The sequence below is a fragment of the Pseudoalteromonas ostreae genome (genome assembly GCF_018069805.1).
In the GTDB taxonomy this organism is placed as follows: Bacteria; Pseudomonadota; Gammaproteobacteria; order Enterobacterales; family Alteromonadaceae; genus Pseudoalteromonas; species Pseudoalteromonas ostreae.
In genome coordinates this window covers 41,278-66,231 of the sequence record NZ_JAGPYN010000009.1, presented here as the reverse complement: position 1 = coordinate 66,231, position 24,954 = coordinate 41,278, and the positions used below count along the sequence as shown (strand labels likewise).

Annotated in this window: 4 protein-coding genes; all 4 read left to right on the top strand. The window is 41.4% G+C overall.

The genetic code is table 11. The annotated features are described in order from the left end of the window. Positions 1-53: 53 nt before the first annotated feature. The 4 genes from J7338_RS08980 (at position 54) to J7338_RS08965 (ending at position 24,926) form a co-directional block, all read left to right on the top strand. Complete coding sequence (locus tag J7338_RS08980) at positions 54-9,623, top strand: non-ribosomal peptide synthetase (RefSeq protein WP_210796755.1); 9,570 nt, start codon at positions 54-56, stop codon at positions 9,621-9,623. Positions 9,624-9,627: 4 nt separating this feature from the next. Beyond that, the gene (locus J7338_RS08975) at positions 9,628-23,409 is read left to right on the top strand and encodes a non-ribosomal peptide synthetase (RefSeq protein ID WP_210796754.1); all 13,782 of its coding nucleotides are present in this window, start codon (positions 9,628-9,630) and stop codon (positions 23,407-23,409) included. Between the two features lie 189 nt (positions 23,410-23,598). Further along, a complete protein-coding gene (locus tag J7338_RS08970) occupies positions 23,599-24,006 on the top strand; it encodes a diacylglycerol kinase (protein ID WP_210796753.1) in 408 nt (135 codons plus the stop codon). Positions 24,007-24,212: 206 nt separating this feature from the next. Next, positions 24,213-24,926 carry a phosphatase PAP2 family protein gene (locus J7338_RS08965; protein ID WP_210796752.1) on the top strand — a complete coding sequence of 238 codons (714 nt, stop codon included), beginning with the start codon at positions 24,213-24,215 and terminating at the stop codon, positions 24,924-24,926. The last annotated feature ends 28 nt before the right edge of the window (positions 24,927-24,954 follow it).

Genomic DNA, 24,954 nt, shown 5'->3' with positions numbered 1-24,954 from the left:
AAGCTTGGTATTACTGAGCTTAGAATTTTGAATTAAAAGGCTTTAATATAGTTATGAATATTGATAACGTTTTTCCCCTATCAACAGCTCAAGAAAGTATTTACTTTGACCAAATAATAAAACCTACTAACCCATGTTATAATCTTGGTTGTGTTGTTCGTTTGAAGAAAGCTGATTTTTATCTATTACAGCAAGGATTAAATGAACTGGTAAGTCAGTTCGATATGTTTAGTGCTCGATTATTTTACCAAGGAAAAGAGTTAGTCCAGAGTTTTGGTTATTATGATAGTTTTCCGTTAGAGTTCCATGATTATTCTAATGTTGATAATGCCGAAGAAGTTGTTGAGTCCCTCACAAAAGAACAGTTTGATCGGGTCTTTACTTTGGGTGAAGATCGACTCATTGAATCCTGTTTATATCGTATTAGCGAGGAGCAACATGTTTGGTGTTTAAGAATACACCACATCTTAGTAGATGCACTCGGTATTGCATTATGGGTAGATAATGTTAAAAAACTGGCTCAGGGTCAGGAGATCGAAGCATTCAGTACAATAGGTTCATTTCGAGATGTTATCGTCGCTGAACAAGCTTATTTAGGATCTGAGAAATATAATCAAGATGCACAGTATTGGCGAGAAAAGTTTCAGGTATTGCATGAGCCAATGCTCTTACCTAACTTTTCGGACCAAGAAAGAATAGGGACAACACTGAGTCACCGTGTGACTATTGAATTAGATGAATCACTTCGTAATGCTTTAATGACTAGAGCAAAACAGCTAGGTGGAGAAATTAATCAACTAGGCCTTGCTGCGTTGCTAATTTATTTCTCTAAAGTTGCACAACGCAATGACGTTGTAGTTTCTACTCCTACTCACCGCCGTCGTAGTAGAGAGCAACGTAATACGGTTGGTATGTTTACTACCGACCTCCCAGGTTGCTATGAACTAAACGCGAGTCAAACACCTGCTGAGCTTATTAAGGCAATAAGTAAAGAACAACGTAAGAATATGAGGCATCAAGCCTTCCCGATGCATCATTTAGGACGAATGTTGAATCTTGTAGCGCATGGGCGAGACTTCTTAACGGAGGTTGTTTACAACTATGTCCCATTAGGTGTTGATATCGAAAGTATGGCAACGAATGCGGAGCGAGACCCTCTTCATATTCGCCTGACAGACTACGGTGCTAATTCTTCATTGACACTGGATGTGTATTGTCGAGACGAATATGTGAGTAAAGATGAAGCTTACCAAATAGGGAAGCGCTATATCCATGTGTTAGAGCAACTAGCTAAGCAAGAAGAACCACACTCATTGCAAGATATTGAAGTGATTACTCAGGCTGAACGAGACACGTTGCTTACGGATTTCAACGATACTAGCAGAGAAGAACTGCTTGAACACAGTTGGCCTGAATTATTTGCAAAGCAAGTTGTAAACACACCAGATGCTATTGCTGTGCAGCAAGATGGGCACTGTTTAAGTTATCGTGAGTTAGATAACGCATCAAATCGTGTCGCCAATGCCTTAAGAATGAAAAATATAGGTTCAGGTAATCTTGTTGGGGTGCTAGAGCATAGAGGGCCTGATTTCTTAACTATGCTAGTTGGTATTATTAAATCAGGAGCGGCGTGGATACCTTTTGATCCAAATCACCCTTCACAACGTTGGTTAGATGTTCTGGGAGAAAGTGAACCTGAGATGTTGCTGGTTGGTGACTCTATGATGTTAGAGCACCGAGTTATGAAGCGTAAATGGCGCAAGGAAAAGGTCAAGACACTTGCTGAGCTAATGCTAGAGTGTGAAAATGAATCACCTATCGAAGTTTACCCCAGCTTACAAGATTTGGCCTATGTAATTTTTACTTCCGGTTCTACTGGTAAGCCTAAAGGTGTGATGATTGAGCATGCTGGTCTGATCAACAACATGCTAGCTAAATTTAAACCGCTATCATTAACTCATGATGATGTTATTGCACAAACCGCCTCCCAGTGCTTTGATATATCAATTTGGCAAAACTTAACCGCGCTATTATTAGGGGCGCGGGTAAATATCGTCCCAAATGATATTTGTCGTGATCCTAATGCCTTACTTGAATACTTAAACAAGTATGAGGTAACCATCTGGGAACCTGTCCCTTCAATGATAGACGCTGCGCTTGCGTATAAATTACCGCTAACTTCTTTGCGTTGGGTCTTACCTACCGGCGAAGCATTAACAGCACAATTAGTTGAGCGTTGGTTCCAGCGTTATGCTGAAATCCCGCTGATGAATGCTTATGGGCCTGCTGAGTGTGCTGACGATGTGGCTTTTCAGCCGATCCATAGTCCAGTTGAGCGTGTGTTAATTGGTAAGCCTGTTGCAAATGTTCGATTACATATTGTTGATAATCACCTCGCATTACTTCCGATTGGTGCCGTGGGTGAAATTGCCGTTTCAGGACCTATTGTCGGACGTGGTTACTTGAATTTGCCAGAACAAACGGATGCTACTTTTGTGGCCAACCCTTTTGCTCAAGATGATTTAGATACTCGGCTATATTTGACAGGCGATCTCGCGCGTAGGTTATCCGATGGTAGTCTTGAATATATAGGGCGCAAAGATCATCAATTAAAAATTAGGGGCTATCGTATCGAACCTGGTGAGATTGAAAGTGTACTTCAAAGTCATGAGTCTGTACGTAAAGTTGTTGTTGATGCAAAGCCTGATAAGTTCCAGCAACTGTGTTTAGTGGCTTATATTGTTACTAATAGTGCGGTGGATCTACACAAAGTCAGAGAGTTCCTAAAAGGGAAATTGCCAAATTACATGATACCTCAGGCAATCGTCGAGATAGCTCAGCTGCCATTAACTGCCAATGGTAAGGTTGACCGTTCTGCATTACCTGAGCCAATGTTTGAAGAAAAAGGTGAATTTATAGAGCCAAAAACGCAAACAGAAGAAAAATTGGCTCATATATGGATGGAGTTACTTAACCGTGAGCGTGTGAGTACCCATGCTAACTTTTTTGAACTGGGTGGGCATTCTTTATTAGCTTCTCGTTTGGTATCTGTAATTCGTGAGGCTTGGCAGGTTGAACTGTCGATAAAGACAGTGTTTGAGACAGACTCTTTAGCCGATTTAGCAATAACAATTGAACAGGCTAGCCAAAGTGAATTACCAAGAATAGGTAAAGCTCCACATGGTGAAAGTTTACCGCTTTCGTTTGCTCAGCAAAGGCTATGGTTTATTGATCAGGTCGAAGAAAGTGCGACTGAATATAATATGGCCGCAGCATTTCATATTGATGGAGTGCTAAATACAGCTGTATTATCTGATGCATTAAAGCACATAATTATGCGTCACCATGTACTACACACTGTTTATCGAGAAATTGATAATGTGATTGAGCAGGTACGCTTATCTGATGTTGATTTTGTATTAGAACAGCAAGATCTTTCTCCACTTGATACCGAAGAGCAAGAAAAAGATTATACAGCACAACTTCGTGCGCAAATTCTTAAGCCGTTTGATTTGAGCTGTGACTTAATGCTCAGAGCTAAACTGCTCAAATTGGCGGACACGCGTTATTACTTAATTCTTACTGTGCACCATATCGCCTCTGATGGGTGGTCTAAGAAAGTATTGATTGATGAGTTGTCAGCATTATATACAGCGTTTATCAAAGATCAAAATGATCCATTAACACAGTTAGAAATTCAATATTCGGACTATGCACATTGGCAACGAGCTTGGTTGGTAAGCGAACGCTTACAATCGGAGCTAAGTTTCTGGAAGAAAGAGCTACAAGGGCTTCCACCAGTGCATACTATACCTTTGGATAAACCTCGCCCAGCGGTACAGAGCCACAACGGTGAAATGCTATCAGCTACTTTGTCAGCATCGACAAGCTTAGCGGTGCAGCAATTTGCAAAAAACAATAACGTTACACTATTTATGTTGTTAAATGCGGCGCTGGCAAGCTTATTGAGTCGCTACAGCAACGAGGAAGATATTGTTGTTGGCACGCCCACAGCAAATCGTGATCAGACGCAAGTAGCGCCGTTGGTTGGCTTCTTTGTTAATACTGTACTGATGCGCTCAGATCTTTCTGGCGATCCTTCTTTTAGTGAGTTGCTAAGTCGTTCTAAAGAATGTGCACTGAATGCTTTTAGCCATAGTCAGCTCCCTTTTGACGCGATTGTAGAGGCGCTTCAACCAACACGTAGCTTGAGTTATAACCCATTATTCCAAGTAATGCTGGCATTGCAGAATAATGAGCAAAGTGAGATCAATCTACCTGAAGCCTGCTTAACTGAAATGCCTATTGAGAACGTTCGCTCTCAATTTGATTTAAGCCTTGAAGCACAACAGAATGGCGATTACTTACAGTTCAATTGGACTTGGGCAACAGATCTTTTTGAAAAACGCAGTATTGAAGCTATGTCGGTGCAATTTAATCGACTACTAGAAAGTGTTATTTCTGAACCAAATCTAAAGATAAGCGACATACCTTTAATCAACGAATGTGAACGCCAGACATTACTAGATAAATGGAATGGCAGCGTGCAAAGCTCTGTGAGCACACACTGCATTCATGAACGCTTTGAAAGTCAGGCGAATGAGCGCCCTGACGCAATAGCGCTAACGATTGAAAGTGAAGCTATTAGTTATGATCAACTAAATAAGCGGGCAAACCGACTGGCACATTATTTAATCTCACAAGGTGTAGGTGCAGATATGTTAGTTGGGCTTTGTGTTGAACGCTCAGCAGAAATGATTGTGGGTATACTTGCCATTTTAAAAGCAGGTGGAGCCTACTTACCGTTAGATCCAGCTTACCCTGAAAATCGACTTACTCATATGCTAGAGGATTCAGGTGTAAACATTATTTTGTGTCAGTCTCACTTAGAATCAAAGCTGCCTTTGGAGCAGCAGCTTATTTTACATATTGATGACCAGCAGCGGTTGTTAACTTATCCGGATACGAATCCACAAAATAGCACAACCTTAAATAATTTGGCTTATGTTATCTATACCTCCGGTTCTACAGGAAAACCCAAAGGTGTAATGGTTGAGCATCAGCAGATAAGTCGTTTATTTGAAACCAATGCCGCCGATTTTCGTTTTAATCATACTGATGTTTGGACGCTGTTTCACTCATATGCATTCGATTTTTCGGTATGGGAAATCTGGGGAGCATTGTCATTTGGTGGACGTTTGGTGATTGTGCCACATTGGGTTGCTCGTTCTACACCAGAATTTTATGACTTGTTAGATACAGAAAAAGTAACGGTATTGAACCAAACTCCTACCGCATTCGGTCATTTAATTAATGTCGATTTGGAGCAGTGTAAAGCACTGTCATTACGTTGTGTGATATTTGGAGGTGAAGCGCTCAATTTGAATGCATTAGTTCCTTGGATTGAGCGTCATGGTGATGCGAAACCAGAGCTGGTTAATATGTATGGCATTACAGAGACGACAGTGCATGTTACATATCGTCGTATTTATCGTAGTGACATAACGTTGCGTGGGAATGCGAGTTTGATCGGCGCGCCTTTAAATGACCTATCAATATATCTTTTAACACCCTCCTTAGACTTAGTACCTGTCGGCGTCCCAGGAGAAATGTATGTTGGGGGGAAAGGTGTTACCCGTGGATATTTGAATCGAAAAACACTGACCAATGAACGTTTTATTGTAAACCCATTTAATGCCTGTGAGCGCTTATATCGCACCGGAGACCTTGCACGCTATCGCACAGATGGAGAATTAGAATATCTTGGGCGATGTGATCAGCAGGTAAAAATAAGAGGTTTCAGAATTGAATTGGGTGAAGTCGAATCATGTTTACTCGGCTTGCCAGAAGTGATTGAAGCGGTAGTGGTTGCTAGAAATGAGCCATTGCAATTAGCAGCATACTTCGTTATGTCCAAAGATGTTTCGTATGATGAGTCGTCGTCTATCATCTTTGTTCGTGATGCATTAAGTGCTCAATTGCCTGAGCATATGGTGCCATCAGCCTTCGTAAAGCTAGAGAAGCTACCAATAACAGCGAACGGTAAAGTTGATAAGAAAGCACTGCCAGAGCCGTTTTTTATGGGCCACGATGAGAATAATTATGTTGCACCTAAGAGCGAAATTGAACGAGTTTTGTGTGATGTGTGGCAGGCTGGATTGCAGATTGAAAGTGTGGGTATAACGGATAACTTTTTCCATATTGGTGGGGATTCAATTCGTGCAATATCAATTGTTTCTGCAAGTAAAAAAGCGGGCCTTAACTACTCAATCAGAGATTTATTTGCATACCCAAATATTCATAGTTTGGCAAGTGCGATTGAAGAGAAGCGAACGCAGGTAATTGAGTCTCAAAGTGTTTCTGCATTCTCATTACTTAATGCAACTGAGAAAAATTGGCTTGATTCTCACCCACAGCGCGCGCGGCTAGTTGATGCGTATCCACAGTCCACTTTACAACAGGGAATGATAGTACATAACTTGCTTGATACGGAAACGGGGATGTATAGAGATGTATTTGGTTTTCACCTAAAAGCACGTTGGAATTTAACGTATTTTGAGCAAGCTGTTGCGGCGTTGGTTGCTGAGCACGAATCTTTCCGCACTGTATTTTGTAATACGACAGAGCGCCCTTTGCTACTTGTATTTGAAGAGTTGGCGATACCGTTTGAATATCGAGATTTACGCGAATTAAATCACCAGCAGCAGAAGGAAGATATAGCGAGCTGGACCGAGCAAGACAATATTACAGGGTTCGATTTCGACTCAACGCTATGGCGGATTGTTGTGCATCATTTAAAGGATGATGAGTTTTATTATCAAATTATTTTCCATCACTCATTATGGGATGGTTGGAGTGTTGCTAATATTAATACAACGCTCTTTAATTATTACTCGACACTATGCAATGGCGGCTCACTGCCTGAGCCAAGCTCGGTGCTATCTTATAGTCACTTTATTGCTGCAGAGCAAAATGCAGTTGAAAGTGCTGGATCAGAGCAATATTGGAAAGAAAAGTTACAAGATGCTCAGCTGCCTTGGTGGGCAACTGCAGAGCAGGAAGGGCAGCGTCTCTTAACTTACAAGTTCTCTTCAACTCATAATGAAAAAATCAAAGCGCTAGCGCATCAGCTAAATGTGCAAGAGAAGAGTGTTTTGTTAGCTGTTCATACAACATTGTTAGCTTTAATTAGTGGTAATTCAGATGTGACGACTTCGGTTGTGGCAAATGGACGCCCAGAAGTTGAAGGCAGTGAACGCGCACTAGGATTATTTTTAAACTCGTTACCTTTACGTGTTAAAGATTTCAAGTTGAGTTGGTGTGAGTTAATACGCCAGCTAAATGGCGAGCTGTTAGACTTGATGGAGCATCGCACATACCCACTTTCTGCTATACAGGATGCTGTAGGTATGGAGTTTTCGGCCTCCTTGTTCAATTACATTGATTTTCATGTTTATAAAAATATGGGAGATGAAATTCAAGTTGTAGCGGTTGATGATTTTGAGATGACAAACTATCTATTTGACGCCAATTATAGCAGAGATCCGCTAACGAATAGCCTAGAAGCCAGTATTAGCTTAGACAGTGGCTGTTTTGATGAGGGGTTTTCCGAGCGTATTCACAATTATATAGACAATATTGTATCGACGCTGGTTGAGCGACCAGAAAGCCAAGTTAATATGCTTGAATACCTAGGCGAGCAGGAGGTGGCGCATTCACTGGTTGATTGGAATAACACATCGGATCCATCTCTTATGTCTGTTAGCTGGCCTGAACTATTTGCAAGGCAGGTTGCAAAAACTCCCGATGCAATTGTTGCAACGTGTAAAGGCCAACACTTAACGTTTGCTGAGCTTAATGATGCTTCTGAAATCATTGCGAAGAACTTATGCCATCATGGTGTTCAAGTTGGCGATATTGTTGGGGTGTTAGACCACCGTGGGCTTGATTATTTAGTGATGATGGTTGCGGTGTTAAAATCAGGGGCAGCTTATCTGCCTTTAGATCCCGAACAACCGTCCAATCGCTGGCTACAAATCATAGGTGATAGTAACCCTGCGTTAATTCTGGTGGGTGATAAGCTTTCATTGGAGTCCCGTTGGTTAAATCGTAATTGGAAAAGTGAGAACGTATATTCTTATTCACAACTTACTACTTTGCAATACGTTGATCAGATAACCTTAAGCTTCCCTAGTTTGAATGACTTAGCGTATATTTTATTTACCTCTGGTTCGACAGGTACACCAAAAGGGGTCATGGTAGAGCATCGTGGTATGGTAAATAATATGCTCTCTAAAATTGCTCCTCTTTCGCTGACAAAAGCGAGTGTGATAGCACAAACGGCTTCTCAGTGCTTCGACATTTCTGTATGGCAATTCTTAACAGCACCAATAATTGGTGCAAAGCTCAGCATTGTACCAAATGAAATAACGCAGGATCCTCAAGCATTGTTGGATCATTTACGGATTAGCCAAATAACTCACTGGGAGCCGGTTCCTTCAGTGATGAAAGCTGCATTGCATTATAACGTTGAGTTGCCAAGCCTAAAGTGGGTATTGCCAACGGGTGAGGCGTTAACCCCTGTATTGGTGAAGCAGTGGTTTGCACAGTACCCCGAAATCCCATTAATGAACGCTTATGGCCCTGCCGAATGTTCTGATGATGTTGCATTCCAACCAATTAGTGGACCTGTAGATCGTGTTCTTATTGGGAAGCCGATTGCTAATGCCCGCTTGCATGTTGTAACACCTGATTTAGCACTTGCACCAATAGGAGTGGTTGGTGAGTTGGCTGTTTCTGGGCCTGTTGTAGGTCGAGGGTATATTGGTTTACATGACAAAACGAAGGAAGTTTTTATTGATAATCCATGGCCACAAGACGCTTTTGATTCGAAGATGTATTTGACAGGAGATCTCGTGAAGCGAGATATCGATGGCAGTTTAGAGTACCTTGGCCGAAAAGATTTCCAAGTAAAAGTTCGTGGTTATCGAATTGAAACTGGTGAGATAGAGTCAGTGTTAACACGCCATGAATTGGTTAAAGATGCTGTTGTGGTGTCAGCATTGCGCGATGAAGATGATTATCAACTCGTTGCCTATGTCGTTACAGATACTCAGGAGGCACAGGCTGTAATTGGTGTTACCGAGTTAAAAGATTACTTGCGCCAGCATTTACCACATTACATGGTTCCAGCCATCATTATGCAGTTAGACAGCTTTCCTTTATCTACAAATGGCAAGTTAGATCGTAATGCATTACCTGATCCAGATATAAATAATCAGAGTGAGTATGAAGCGCCGACCACAGACATAGAAAAAGGTCTGGCTGCTGTGTGGGAGCAGTTGCTTAAGGGTCGAAAAGTTGGTCGTAATGATAATTTCTTTGATATCGGTGGGCACTCTTTACTCGCGACAAGGATGATAAATGAGATTCGAGAGTTGTGGGCTGTAGAGCTCCCTCTTAAAGCTGTTTTTGAAGCCAGTTCAATTTCAGATATTGCCATTTTGATTGAAAATGCTAAAGAATTAGAAACACTGAGTGATGATGTTGATTTAGATAATTTATCTGAAGAAGAGTTAGATCGCTATTTGGAAATGCTGTCAGAACAAGGTGTGGAGGTATAATCAGATGAATTCAGGTGAAAATAATTACAACGTAGAACAACGTTCTGCAGTTGATGAAAAGCGCGCAAAACTAAAAGCATTAATGGCAGCGAAAAAGTTGAAAGAAAAATCTGCTGTGCCAAAAATGGTTAAACACCATGAGAAAGGTAGCATGATACCGTTGTCTTTCACGCAGCAACGATTATGGAACATTGACCAGATGCAAGAAGGCAGCGTTGAGTACAATATGCCAATTGTTTTGCGATTAAAGGGTAACTTAAATCATGATGCGTTGACGTGGTGTTTCAATACGATAGTCAATCGGCATCATATTTTACGAACCACATACCATGCGCAAGATGGAAAGCCGTATCAAGTCCTTCAAACAGAATATAAGTTTGCTTTGCCCTGTAAAGATTTTTCTAACATGGAACGTGACTCTCAAAAAGATGCGTTAGATAGACAAGTTGAACAGGTGTTAGGATTACAATTTGATCTCTCTGAGGATCTTATGATCCGAGGAGAGCTTATCAAGTTAGATGATGATGTAAATGTTTTGATTCTCGTCATGCATCACATAGCATCAGATGGGTGGTCGCAAGGTATTATGGTCAATGAGCTTATGGAGTTATACATAGCTTATACTCAAAATAAGGAAAACCCGCTGCCAAGTATCGAATTGCAATATAGTGATTACGCTTGTTGGCAAAGGGAGTGGTTAAAAGGGGAAGCGCTGAAACAGTTAAGCTCTTATTGGACAGATCTTTTGGCGAGTATACCTGCTCTGCATAGTTTACCAACTGATTTTCCTCGCCCTCCTCAGCAAAGCTATCGGGGGAAACAACTGGATCGAATGCTACCGAAGCCAACATTAGTCGCTTTAAACCAGCTTGCCCGCAAGCATAATACGACTTTGTTTAGCGTATTAAATGCAGCGTTAAGTTGCCTTATCGCACGTTATAGCGGCGAGACAGATATCGTTATTGGGACACCCGTTGCTAATCGAGATAACGTTGATGAGCAAGCGATGATTGGAAGTTTTATAAATAATATAGTGCTTCGCACCGATGTCTCTGAGCCTCAGTCTTTTGAGCAGTTATTGATACACACTAAGCAGCAATCGCTCGCATCATTTGCTCAACAACAAATGCCATTTGATACGTTGGTGGAAAAGTTGCAGCCAGAGCGAAGCCTTAGCTTTCATCCAATATTTCAAATTATGTTAGTGTTGCAAAATAATGATTATGGAGAATTAGCGCTACCAGGCTTAGAGGTTGAAGTCGACATGTTAGACGATAATTATGCTCGATTTGACATAACATTAGAAGCGAAAGAGTCGGAGCAGGAGCTTACCTTTAATTGGGTATATGCAACTGACCTCTTCACTGAAGAAAGTATTAGTCAGCTTGCAGATAGTTTTAATGTAATGTTACAAAGCATCGCTAACCAACCAGAACAACAAATCCAAAGGTTACCTTTATTAGAGCCATCTGACGAAGAGCTTATTCTAAATCGGTTTAATCATCAGCAACAGCCATTTGAAGATGAGAGTTGTATTCATCAGTTATTTGAGCGGCATGTATTACATAATGGTGACGCCATTGCAGTTACCTCACAACAGCAAGTATTGACATATAATGAGCTGAACCAAAAGGCGAATCAATTAGCGCATTGTTTAGTAGAGCAAGGCGTTAAGCCAGACACATTAGTAGGCTTATCTCTGAATCGCTCAATTGATATGTTAGTCGGTATTCTGGGTATATTGAAAGCGGGCGGAGCGTACGTTGCTATGGATGCTAAAAACCCTGATGAACGCCTGCAATATATGCTCGATAATAGTGAAGTAGACATCGTTGTTACACAGCAAGAGTTTGCCGTTCGCTTTGCATCACAGCACATAATTGTTATCGATGAAACTCAAACATCGGCAAGATTAAATCGCTTTCCTGTAACGGAACCAAAGCTGGATATTCCCTTAACGTCAACTAACCTTGCGTATGTTATTTATACGTCAGGCTCAACAGGCATGCCTAAAGGGGTTATGCTAGAGCATAAGGGAGCAGTAAACTTAATTCAAAATCAAGAGCCTATGTTTTCTGTTGCCGCAGAAAGTCACGTTCTTCAGTTCGCTTCGTTAGGGTTTGATGCTGCATCATGGGAATGGATGATGGCGTTGTCAAACGGTGCAAGTTTGCATATATGTTCTGATAATATGCGCATAGATACAGAAGCGTTAGCGGGTTTCCTATTAGAAAAACAAATTACACATGCGCTTTTGCCGCCATCTTTACTTGCTCACCTAGATTTTGAGCGTGACTATTGTTTTGAAGCATTGATCGTCGGTGGGGAAGCTTGTGAACAATCACTTGCTTGGAAGTGGGCTGAAAAATTTCCTTTATACAATGCTTACGGGCCATCAGAAAGTACAGTTTGCGCTTCGATTTGCAAGGTATTCCCAAATCAAACCGTAGCGATAGGATACCCGTTAAATAACCTATCCTTATATGTGTTGGATGCAGAAAGACAAACCTTGCCAGTTGGTGTTGTGGGTGAGTTGTACGTTTGCGGTGTTGGGCTAGCTAGAGGTTACCTGAATCGAGAGGATTTAACTGCGGAAAGCTTTTTCCAATTAGAGTTAGGTTATCAACGCTCTGAACGAGTGTATAAAACGGGTGATTTAGTTCGATGGTTACCGGATGGTCGCTTAGTATTTATGGGGCGGGTTGATGATCAGGTCAAGATCCGTGGTTTTAGGATTGAACTTGGTGAGATAGAAGCCACTTTGACAAAACACCTTGAGGTTAAAGATGCTGTCGTACTAGCACATACTGAAGAGGGAGATACGCAGTTAATTGCTTGGGTTGTGGTGGATAGCAAAAAGTTGAACGGTAGTTTGACTGTTAATGAACTTACCGCTCATGTGAAGCAATATCTACCACATTATATGGTGCCAAGTGCATTTGCATTGATGGATTCACTACCGTTGACGGCTAATGGTAAGGTGGACAAGAAAGCATTACCAAAGCCACAAATAATCGAGTCGAATGAGTTTGAGGCCGCTGAAACCAAAACTGAACGTGCCCTAGCCGAGATTTGGTGTGATTTACTTAAAGTAGATTCTGTTGGCAAGCAAAGTAACTTCTTTATCTTAGGTGGGCACTCATTGATGGCGACTAGGTTGCTCGCATCTTTAAAAGCAACATGGTCAATTGAGCTTAATATTAAGCTTATTTTTGATGCCCAAACATTGCAAGAACAAGCTAGTAAAATTGATGAAGCACTCGAGGTATCAGATACTTTCGCAATGCCTCCTGTTTTGCGCGTACCAGACAATATTCTCGCACCACTGTCATACTCTCAACAAAGGTTATGGTTTATAGATCAAATGCAGTCTGGCGGCAGTGAGTACAATATGCCCGCTGCAATAAGGCTTCAGGGAAGATTGGATGTTGAAGCGCTGGAAAGGGCGTTGGTAAGGATCGTTGATCGACATGAAATATTAAAAACAGTCTACTTGGAGGTTGATAACTCAGAGCGTGGAGAAGGTGACTCACAGCCATTCCAAAGTTTATTACCTAGCACTGTTCAGTTTTCAATTCATAAAACGAATTTAATGGCTTTGAATGATGAGCAGCAAATACATGCTATTTCGCACAAAGGCGCAGAGCAAGCTTCAAAATATTTTGATTTAAAACGCGACTTTATGATCCGTGCTGAATTGTTGATACTTTCTGAGCAAGAGCATGTATTACTATTGACTCTCCATCATATTGCTTCGGATGGTTGGTCTGTCGGGTTGCTTATTGATGAATTGTCAAAGCTTTACACAGCGTTTGCATCAGACTTACCTGACCCACTTGCACAACAACCAATCCAATACCGTGATTATGCACATTGGCAGCGAAATTGGCTGCAAGGTGAAGTTTTACAAGCGCATTTGGAATACTGGCGTACGCAGTTGGCTGGGTTACCTCAAGTTCATAGTCTGCCGCTTGACTATCAGCGACCAGCGGAACAACGGTTCCAAGGAGCTCAACTTAAACAGTTTATAGAGTCAGGCACTCTAGAGCGTTTGCAGACTTTATCAAAGCAAAATAATGCTACTTTATTTATGAGTCTACATGCACTGTTTTCTTATCTTTTAGGCTTGTATAGTGCAGAGCAAGATATCGTAATGGGAGCACCTGTTGCCAACCGTGATCAACCAGAAACCTCGAGCTTAATAGGGTTTTTTGTTAATACAGTTGTATTAAGGCTAGACCTATCTGATAACCCAAGTTTTGAGGTGTTGCTTAAGCGTAGCAGGGAAACACTGTTATCTGCTTGGGAGCATCAGCAAGTACCATTTGAAGCCCTTGTGGATGAATTACAACCGGAGCGTAGTCTCAGTCATAATCCGTTATTTCAGATAATGCTGTCACTAAACAACATTGAGTTAAAAGAACTAAGCCTGAATGACGTAGTATTATCACAAGTAGAGATAGAGAGTCATACTGCGCAATTTGATCTTACGCTTGATGCGAGTGAGTCGGAAACCGGTTTGGAGCTGGTTTGGGAATATAATACTGAGTTATTTAAACAAGAAACGATCACTGCAATGATGCAGTTATTCGCTCAGCTTGTAGAAGTTGTAACTACAACACCAAAGATACCATTGGCATCGTTAGAATTGCTGGCAGAAAGTGATGAACACTGCCTGCAAAGCTGGGTGAATGTTGAGCAGGAAGGTGCGGTGGAGCAAACGTTGCTTGAGATGTTTAATGAGCAGGTGAACTGCTGTGCTCATACTACGGCAGTGGTTTCTGGCGGTACGCGTTTAACATATGCTGAGTTAAATGCTCAGGCTAATCAGTTAGCAAACCTTTTAATACAAAGAGGAGTGAGTAACGGAGTATTGGTCGGCTTATGCTTGCCTAGAAATAGTAATCTCATTGTTGCTATCTTAGCGATTATTAAGGCTGGAGGAGCATACTTACCATTGGATCCAGCTTATCCATTAGCGCGACTAGAACACATGGTGAGTGATTCAGGTGTGCGCTTGGTTATCGCTGAGTCAACGAACACATCAAGTCTTGCTAGTAAAGATCTTGAGTTTGTATTACTTGATGACACTGTGATCGCTGAACAATTAGAGATGCAATCATCGACTTTAGCAACGCTGGTGACATCAGAAGCTGCACCAAACTATGTCATCTATACGTCTGGCTCTACCGGGATGCCCAAAGGGGTTAGTGTGAGTCGTAAAGCATCGTCAAAGCACATCAGCTCTATTAATAAATACTATCAAATACAGTCCGACGATAAATGTTTATTATCAGCCTCTGTTAACTTTGATGCAGCTTTTGAGCAGATTTTTGTTCCACTTACAAATGGTGCTGAACTGCATGTTCTTGAATTACAGAATATGTCGGCTCAAGCATTCGGTCTTTATTTGGATGAACATAAAATAACAATTGCTGATTTACCACTGGCATATTTAAGCCAATACCTGAATTATTTGCACTCTTTAGATAAGCCTGTGAATGATGGAAAAACCCTTGAACTTCGTGCCTTGAAACTCTTAATTGTTGGCGGCGAGGTAATACCTAAGGCATTAGTCGAAGATTGCTACCATCGCAATGTTTGTGAGCGTTTCATTAATGCATACGGCCCAACAGAGGCGTTGGTCACAAGTACAGTGTGTACAATAACAGAAAATGACTTGGAGACTTTAGCGACGCTTCCTATTGGTCAAGCATGTGGTGACCGTAAACTGTACGTTGTTAGTAATGAGCTAAGACGTGTTCCTGTTGGTGTGGTTGGCGAGCTGTTAATTGGAGGTGACTGCTTAGCTGATGGTTATTTAGGTCATGAGTCACTGACAAAAGAACGTTTTTTTGCTGATCCTTTTAGTTCTAAGCTAGATGATAAAGTATATAGGACAGGAGATCTGGTTCGATTCAGACGAGACGGTCAGTTAGAGTTTATTGGTCGTGTTGATGAGCAAGTTAAATTGCGAGGCTTCCGTATAGAACTTGGAGAAATAGAAACGGCACTTATTAGGCACCCACAAGTAAGCCAAGCTGTTGTAATAATAAGAAAGAGTCGCTCAGGGTTGGATCAACTTGTCGCTTATCTTGTTACTGAGTGTGAGACTGCGCTTAGCTCTGTCATGTTTAAATGGCTGAGCAATACGCTACCTGAGCATATGGTTCCGTCTATCTATGTTTCACTTGACGAATTACCGTTAACTGCGAGCGATAAAATTGATAGAAGGGCACTGCCAGAAGTCGACCTTGAACAGCTGGTGGAATTCGTCGAACCTAGTACAGAAACAGAGAAACAACTATCTCTAATTTGGCAGTCGCTCCTGTCGGTCACAGCGGTAGGTTGTGAGAGTAACTTTTTTGCACTAGGAGGCCATTCTTTATTGGCTGCAAGGTTAGCTTCTCAGATCCGTGACATGTGGCAAATTGAGCTTGCAATAAAAACGATATTTGAAGCACAAACCTTAAGACAGCTTGCATTGCAAATTGACACTATGTTGGCGATGGGTCGTAATAATGAAGCCGTGATGCCCTTGCTGGCGAAGCCGAAAGAGCATAACTTGCCGTTATCCTTTGCCCAACAACGTTTATGGTTTATTGATCAATTAGAAAGCGATAGTTGTGAATACAATATGCCCTCGGCGTTTGAACTTGTTGGTGAGCTAGATGTTGATGCTCTGATACGTGCAATGAATGTAATTCTAGATCGACACGAAGTGCTTCGCACCATCTATGTTGAGCAGGGGCAAGATGTAGTTCAAGTTGTGTTAACAGAAGTGTCTCTTGAAATTGACGTTATTGAGTTGAGCTCTTTGTCAGATAGTGCTCAGAGAAAGAAGGTTGAAGAATATATCAACCAAGAAGCAGAGACCCCATTTAATCTAAATCGGGATCTTATGTTGCGTGCGAAGTTATTAAAGCTTACTGCTGATAACGGCATACAACAGAAATATGTGCTACTGGTAACGCAGCATCATATTGCTTCAGATGGCTGGTCTGTAGAGCTGATGATTACTGAGTTAAGTACCCTATATAACGCCTTTGTTAATGGTCATGCTAACCCGCTTTCACCACTTCAATATCAATATGGTGACTATACATATTCGCAACGCCTTTGGTTGCAAGATAATGAATTAACTAAGCAGGTAGACTATTGGCTTAACTATTTGCAAGATCTGCCACCCGTTCACAGTTTGCCATTAGACAAGGCTAGGCCGTCAGAACAAAATTACCAAGGGGCACAATTCGACTGTCGATTGGATCGCGATTTATCATTGTCAGTCAAGCGCTTGGCACAAGAAAATAATGCAAGTTTGTTTATGCTGTTAAATGCCGCTTTCTCTGCTTTGTTGAATCGTTACAGTCGTGAGTCTGATATTGTTATCGGCTCCCCTGTCGCCAATCGTGAACAATCTGCGCTAGAGCCAATTATTGGTTTCTTTGTTAATACTTTAGTGATACGTACCGATGTTGATAGCAAACAAAGCTTTGTATCACTTTTGGCACAAAGCCGAGAAAATGTGATGAAAGCGTTGTCGCATCAACAGGCACCATTTGAAGCAATTGTTGAACGATTACAGCCAAGTCGCAGCCTCAGTTATAATCCGTTGTTCCAAATTATGCTGTCGGTTGAAAATAACAGCCGCAATGAGGTCGATCTACAGGGGTTACAGGTAAGCATTTTAGAGCAGGATGAATGTTTATCTCAATTTGATCTCTCTTTAAATGTTGTTGAATCAGACGATGAAATTCAATTCAATTGGGAGTATGCGACAGCGCTGTTCGAGCATGAGAGTATTGTGCGTATGGCAAGGCACTTTACACAATTGCTTGCAGAAATCGTATCCAAGCCAGAAGCGCCACTGTGTGACTTGTCTATTTTGAGTAGTAAAGAGCGTACCCAAATACTGAATGAATTTAACGGTAAGTCAGTTGATTACCAAGGTGATATGTGTATTCATCATCGTTTCGAACAACAAGTTAGCCGTACGCCCAATGAAATTGCAGTCGTGGGAGATGATTATTATCTTACGTACATGGAGTTAAACACGAAGGCAAATAAACTTGCGCATTACTTACGTGAGCAGGGAGTGTGTGCTGGTCAACTGGTCGGGATATATGCACGTCGATCACCTTCATTTTTAGTCGCAATTATGGCCATTATGAAGGCCGGAGGCGGCTATGTACCCTTAGATACGGTGAATCCATTAGAGCGTATCCGTTACATGTTAAGTGATTCGAGTATCAATGTTTTATTAACGGAACAAACGCTGCTAAAAGAACTTGAAGAAAGTGTTGATGGCAAGTTAACACAGCAGGCATGGCTATTAGATGATGAGCCCCAAATGCTGGATAATTATGATCATAATAACCCCACTTGGTGCAATACACCCGATGACTTGGCATATATGATTTACACTTCTGGTTCAACAGGGTTACCTAAAGGGGCTTTAGTGCATCATGCTGGTGCGATGAACCATATCTTAGCTGAATTTGACGTGCTCGGGTTTATAGATGAGCAGGGAGAGTTATTACCTCGAAACTTTCTACAAAGTGCGGCTTCTTCTTCTGATGTTTCGGTTTGGCAGTTTTTAGCGCCACTTATGTGTGGTGGTAAGACTGTTATTTTGGACGACATGACAAATACCGAGAAAATGCTGAAGTTGTTACAAAAACATCAAGTTCATCTTATGCAGGCAGCTCCAGTAGTGCTGCAATTATTTGTGGATCACCTGAAAAAGTTAACGCCTTCGCAATCCGCGCTAACCCATTTACAGTGGATGATGATTATTGCTGAAGCTGCACCTGTACCTCTTATTAACCAGTGGTTTGATCTTTATCCAGCAATTGCGATAATGAATGGTTATGGTCCAAGTGAAGCGTCTGATGACATTACTGAGTATGTTATTCGTGAGCACTTACCAGCCTCGCTACCAAGTATTCCGATCGGTAAGCCTTTGCCGAATTTAACAATGTATGTTTTAGATAACAATCTCCAATTGCAACCAGTGGGAGTGCCGGGTGAACTATGTGTCTCTGGTGTTGGAGTTGGCCTTGGATATTGGAACAATACACAACGTACAGCGCAAAGCTTCGTAAAAAACCCCTATTTTGAATTAGATGGCAGTGAAGTACACGGTAACAGACTTTATCGTACCGGAGACCTTGGCCGGTGGTTACCAAATGGTAATTTAGAGTTTATGGGAAGGATCGATAACCAAGTTAAAGTACGTGGGTTCAGGGTTGAGCTTGGTGAAATTGAAGCAAACTTAGCCAAGTTAGAGCATGTCGGTGAGTGTGCGGTAATTATCCGCAAGGATAAGCTTGGCCAGAACACAATTGCAGCTTATTTAGTTGTAAAAGGAGACAATACGCTTACAGCAGCTCAGTTACGTAATGGGCTGTCAAAGGTGCTGCCAGATTATATGTTGCCGTCAAGCTTTACTATTCTTGACAAAATGCCGCTAAACGCCGCGGATAAAATAGATCGGAAAGCATTACCAGAGCCAACTATTGCTGGCCAGAGCGAATATAGCGCACCTACTAGTAAAACAGAAATAATGTTGGCCACAATGTGGTCTGAGCTATTGCAGATTGAACAAGTAAGTACCGATGCCAACTTTTTTGAGTTAGGAGGGCACTCACTGCTTGCAGCACGTCTAGTCTCTCATATCCGAGAAGTTTGCGAGATTGATATTCCGGTCAGGGCGGTGTTTGAAGCGCAAACATTAATCGCACTTTCTCAAATGATTGATCAAGCGACTACGGGGAATACGTCACGAATAGTAGTAACGCAAGAGGAAATAATACCGTTATCTTTTGCACAGCAAAGAATGTGGTTTATTCAACAGGCTGATCCTGATGGGTGTGAATATAATATGCCTTCAGTTTATCAGCTCAATGGGTCTGTCGATATTGATGCACTACGCCAGGCATTGTCTTGTATTATTAGTCGTCACCATGTCTTGCACACATGTTTTGTGTTGCGAGATGGTGAGCCTACTATTGAGCGTAATCTCAGTCATGAGTTCTCGTTACCGTTAATCGACCTTGCTGATTATCCTGAGGATGAACAATCAAAGGCTGTTCAAGAGTGGGTGGATAAAGAGTCAGAGACTGCGTTTGATCTGAGCTGTGATATTATGCTGCGCGGTGTGGTATTACGTTTAAGCGAAACGCGCCACATATTACTTATAACGATGCATCATATTGCCTCTGATGGATGGTCAGAAAATGTTTTGCTGTCTGAGCTTGCAGAATTATATACAGCAAGGGTTGACGGCAAAGAGAGTCAATTAGATGAGCTTGAAATCCAGTATGGCGATTATGCATATTGGCAGAGAAGCTGGTTGCAAGATAACCTACAGCGCGATTTGGATTATTGGCTGGCTCATTTGGCGGACTTACCACAGATCCACAGCTTGCCGCTAGATCATGCGCGTCCAGAAGAGTCAAGTTATCGCGCCGCTCAATTTACCAGTATATTAAATGTAGATCTCTGTTCTGATTTAAAATCCTTAGCACAGCAGAATAATGCTAGCCTGTTCATGGCTCTTAATGCGGTGTTCTCTGCATTATTAAGCCGCTATAGTGGCGAGTCAGATATTGTAATTGGTGCGCCAATTGCAAATCGTGAGCAGTTTGAAGTTGCACCATTAATTGGCTGTTTTATTAATACACTGGTATTGCGCACGGATCTTTCTTCGGATCCATGTATGAACGAACTTTTGAGCCAGAGCCGTGAGCTTATTTTAGAAGCATTTGAACATCAACAATTACCATTTGAAATGCTGGTAGACAAGTTGCAGCCTGCGAGAAGCATCAATTACAATCCGCTGTTCCAAGTTATGCTGTCGTTAGATAACAGCTCAGAAGATACTGTGGAATTACCCGGTTTAGACATTCAAGCACTAGATCAGACATTCAAAACAGCACAGTTTGATCTTAGCTTAGATATTAGTGAAAGTAATGGCGGACTGACGTTGGTATGGGATTATGCCGTTGATCTATTTAATGCAACTACAATCGAAAATATGGCTGGGCATTTTAACCAACTACTAAGCGCACTAGTTAAAAACCCTAATATGCCTTTAAGCAAAATTTCAATGTTAACGTTAGATGAGCAACGTAATATTCTAAATGAGTTTAATGGCAGGACGGTCAAGTATCTAGGGGAACCTTGTATTCATCAAAGGTTCGAGCAGCAGGTTAATGCTCATGCTGATAATATTGCTGTTGTTGGAGATAATACGAGCCTTACTTATTTGGAGTTAAATAAAAAAGCAAACCAGTTGGCGCATTATTTACGCGAGTCTGGGGTTGAGAAAAATACGTTAGTCGGCATATATGCGAAACGTTCACCGGAGTTTCTCATCAGTATCTTAGCGATAATGAAGGCAGGAGGAGCCTACTTACCGCTTGATCCTGTCAATCCTCAAGAACGGATTGAGTACATGTTGTTGGATTCGGAGCTAACTCTTTTGATTAGTTCGCAGGAACTGCTTAGCAATCTTAGTTTGGACGATTCAATAAAGACTTTGGAAATGGACAATGGCTTTGCAGAGTTAGCTAAGTGGAGTGATGAAAACCCCGTATGGTGTAATAATGGTGATGACTTAGCCTATATGATATATACGTCGGGTTCTACTGGGCACCCTAAAGGAGCTTTAGTGCATCATGCTGGTGCATTGAATCACATTGATGCTGAATTTGATGTACTTGACTTTATGGATGAAAACCATCAGCTGTTAGCGAAAAACTTTTTACAAAGCGCAGCTTCATCCTCAGATATATCAGTGTGGCAATTCCTCGCCCCGTTAATGTGTGGAGGCAAAACGGTTATTCTAGATGATATGAGTAATATGCCTAAGCTGCTGAGGCTCTTGCAGTCCAATGATGTACATTTGATGCAGGCTGCACCTGTAGTGCTTCAATTATTTATTGATTATTTAGAGACCTTGCCTGAGTCTGAACGTGGTCTAACTGAGTTACAGTGGATGATGTCGATTGGTGAAGCCGCAGCAGTACCGTTAGTCAATCATTGGTTGACACTGTACCCAGAAATTCCAGTGATGAATGGTTATGGCCCCAGCGAAGCGTCTGACGATATTACAGAATACGTAATTCGCGAAACGTTACCGCTATCGACTCCGAGTATACCGATAGGCAGACCTTTACCAAACTTAACCATGTATGTATTAGATAAAGGGTTACAGCTTCAGCCTATAGGGGTGCCAGGGGAGTTATGTGTTTCTGGTGTAGGTGTAGGAAAAGGTTACTGGAGAAATCCAGAGCGAACTTCTCACAGTTTTGTGGCAAACCCTTATTCGGAGTATCAGGGGGTTGAGGTACACGGCAAGACCTTATACAAGACTGGAGACTTAGGGCGTTGGTTACCAGATGGCACTATTGAGTATATTGGTCGAATAGATAGTCAGGTAAAGGTGAGAGGGTTTAGAGTTGAAATTGGTGAAATTGAAGCTGCGTTAGCTAAAGTTGAAGGGGTCTGTGAATGCGCTGTAATTATCAGACAAGATAAACACGGTAACAATTTTTTAGCTGCTTATATCGTAGATAAAAGTAAACAGCTTGATGACATATACATACGTAGAGAGTTAAGACAATCACTGCCAGAGTATATGATACCAGCTAGTTTTACTCTCATGGCTGAAATGCCATTGAATGGTGCAGATAAAATAGATCGTAAAGCTTTACCAGAGCCGACATTTACACTCAGTGAAGACTTTGTACAGCCTTGCACTCCTACTGAGCGAAAGCTTGCAGATATTTGGTGTAATTTACTGGGCTTGGAGGACGTGAGTGCGAATGCAAACTTCTTCAACTGTGGTGGCCACTCGATTTTAACCGTAAAGTTACTGACAAAAATTACGCAACAATTTAATCGTAATTTAAGTGTTAGAGATATTTTTGAAGTAGATACTCTGGCATCTTTAGCACAGTTAATTGATAGTGAAAATGAAGAAGCAAATGCTAACTCTCTGCTATCTAAATTGCATCAAGGGGAAGCTGATTCGCCAACGGTTTACTTTATTCCTGCAGCGGGGGGGCTTGCTTTGGCATATATGGACATTGCTTCTGCAGCAAATAGAAGGTTTACTGTTATGGCCTTTGATCACAGAGGAATTCTTTCAGACGCAGAGCCTCACCAATCAATATCAGCAATGGTAACAGACTTTGTATCTGAGATACGAAAGCATCAGGCTTCTGGCCCTTACTTTATTGCAGGTCATTCTTCAGGCGGGCAGGTGGCTTATGAGGTTGCTTTAGAGTTGCAAAAACAAGCACAGAGTGCAGTTTCGATACTTATTGACAGTTATATTCGCCCGATAAATGAAGCAAGTTTGCCAGCTCAAAGTTCCTCTGAACCAACTCTTGAAGAAGAGGAGGAGGCCGCCGCTGAAATTGTCGAAATGTTTTTGAATAGAGGTAGCAAAACCAGTAACTCTGGAAAAGAAACAGGCACGGAACTTCTTGAACGTTTCTTTGAGGACAAAGCACTTACTCGCCGTTTCATTGCAGTAAGTAAAATACATGAAACGTTATCTGAAGAGTATCGCCCGACGGGAAGCTCTAGCGATGATGTTATATTACTTTACGCTAATGAAGAAAATGGTGGAATAGAATGTGAGAATAGGGCGCTGTTAACAGCAGCTGCGGCTTACTCATGTTCTGTTTCGGGGAACCATAACTCTATGCTGCTAAACCAAGGATCAATTGATATAGCAAATCATATTAGCCAACTTATCACAGAGGTTGGGTAGTAGCTAATAAGTGATTTTGAGTGTCCAAGGTAGCATCAGCTAAATTGGACACTTTACATTAAAATTCAATTAAATCATGTGGTTAATGTGGCTTTTGAGTAGGCTACACATTTTAACAAATTAGCTCTGTTGTGGCGGTGCGTTCTTAGTATAATGCTCAACAGAACAAAGAGGGACAAGATAGGTGTTATGAACACAAAGACGAAGGCGACGCACACTAATAAACCAAATGGTGTGGGGGTTGCGCGAATAATTAAAGCAACACGCTGCTCAGCACAAGGAATGCAAGCTGCCTACAGAGAAGAATCTGCATTTAGACAAGAAACTTGGCTATTTTTTTTCAGTTTACCTTTATCAATTTTCATAGCTGAAAGTGTCGCACAATGGGCGTTATTAGTTGGTTGTATTCTTTTAGTACTAGTCATTGAGCTTATTAACTCAGCAATAGAGGCTTTGACTGATAGAGTGGGTTTAGAACACCACATATTATCAGGGCGTGCAAAAGACATGGCCTCCGCTGCTGTGACACTCACATTAGTCATTTGTTCATTAATATGGATTGCTGCTGCTATTGGCTGGTATCAGCGTTTAAATTAAGTATTCATTTTAAAGTTCTTAAGAATAATTCAAGTTTGCGAGCTAAAAAGTGAAATTAACTATTGTACCTGAAATTTACAGTGTTTTGTGTGTTTGTATTTTTTAATTATTAAGGATAATTTATGTGCGTAATTATAAAATTTTTACTGAGGAAATGTAAGCAGCTCTCAGCATTGAGCTTGTTAGTTCTTTGGTCTAGCTGTACTTTGGCATATGAAGTATTGCCGTTTAAAGACAAAGTACTAGATGACTATAAAAACTTTTATCAATTTGATCGCTTTACTCGTATTGTGGGGGTTGGTGCGGTGGCTGGAATCGCAGCGAATAGCTCAATTGACCGGGAGATTTATGACTGGTATCAAGAAGACATCCGTTCCGATAAAACGGATGACATTTCTAAAATAGTGAAGTATGCGGGAGAGGGGAAGTACCTTTTGCCTTTATCATTTTTAGCTAGTCAAGCAATCAACTTTGATCCGGATTCTAAAGTGGGCGCTTGGGGAAGTGATGTTGCTAGAGCATATACTTTGGGTTTACCATTCGTTTGGTCGACCCAGTACCTTACTGGTGCATCTAGACCAATTGAACTGGATGGATCTGATTGGCGACCTTTTGAAGATAATAATGGTGTGAGTGGTCATGCATTTGTAGGTGCTGTGCCCTTTCTTGCAATCGCAAGAAACACAGATAATGATTACATAAAATACTTTGCTTACTTTGCTTCAGGCCTTGCAGCATGGTCTAGGGTTAATGATGGATCTCATTATACATCTCAGTCTATTTTAGGGTGGTATTTTGCTTATGAAGTAATGGATGCTGTGCAAAAAACTAACACTATTAATGATGGCAAGCTTAATTACTCCATTCAACCAATTATTGGCGGTGATACAGTAGGAGTGAGTGTTCAATTTACTTGGTGACAATTAGTTTTTTAACCAATAAAAGGTT

Coding starts and splice junctions, on each gene's coding strand:
- J7338_RS08980 (WP_210796755.1), top strand. CDS start 54: ATGAATATTGATAACGTTTTTCCCCTATCAACAGCTCAAGAAAGTATT.
- J7338_RS08975 (WP_210796754.1), top strand. CDS start 9,628: ATGAATTCAGGTGAAAATAATTACAACGTAGAACAACGTTCTGCAGTT.
- J7338_RS08970 (WP_210796753.1), top strand. CDS start 23,599: ATGAACACAAAGACGAAGGCGACGCACACTAATAAACCAAATGGTGTG.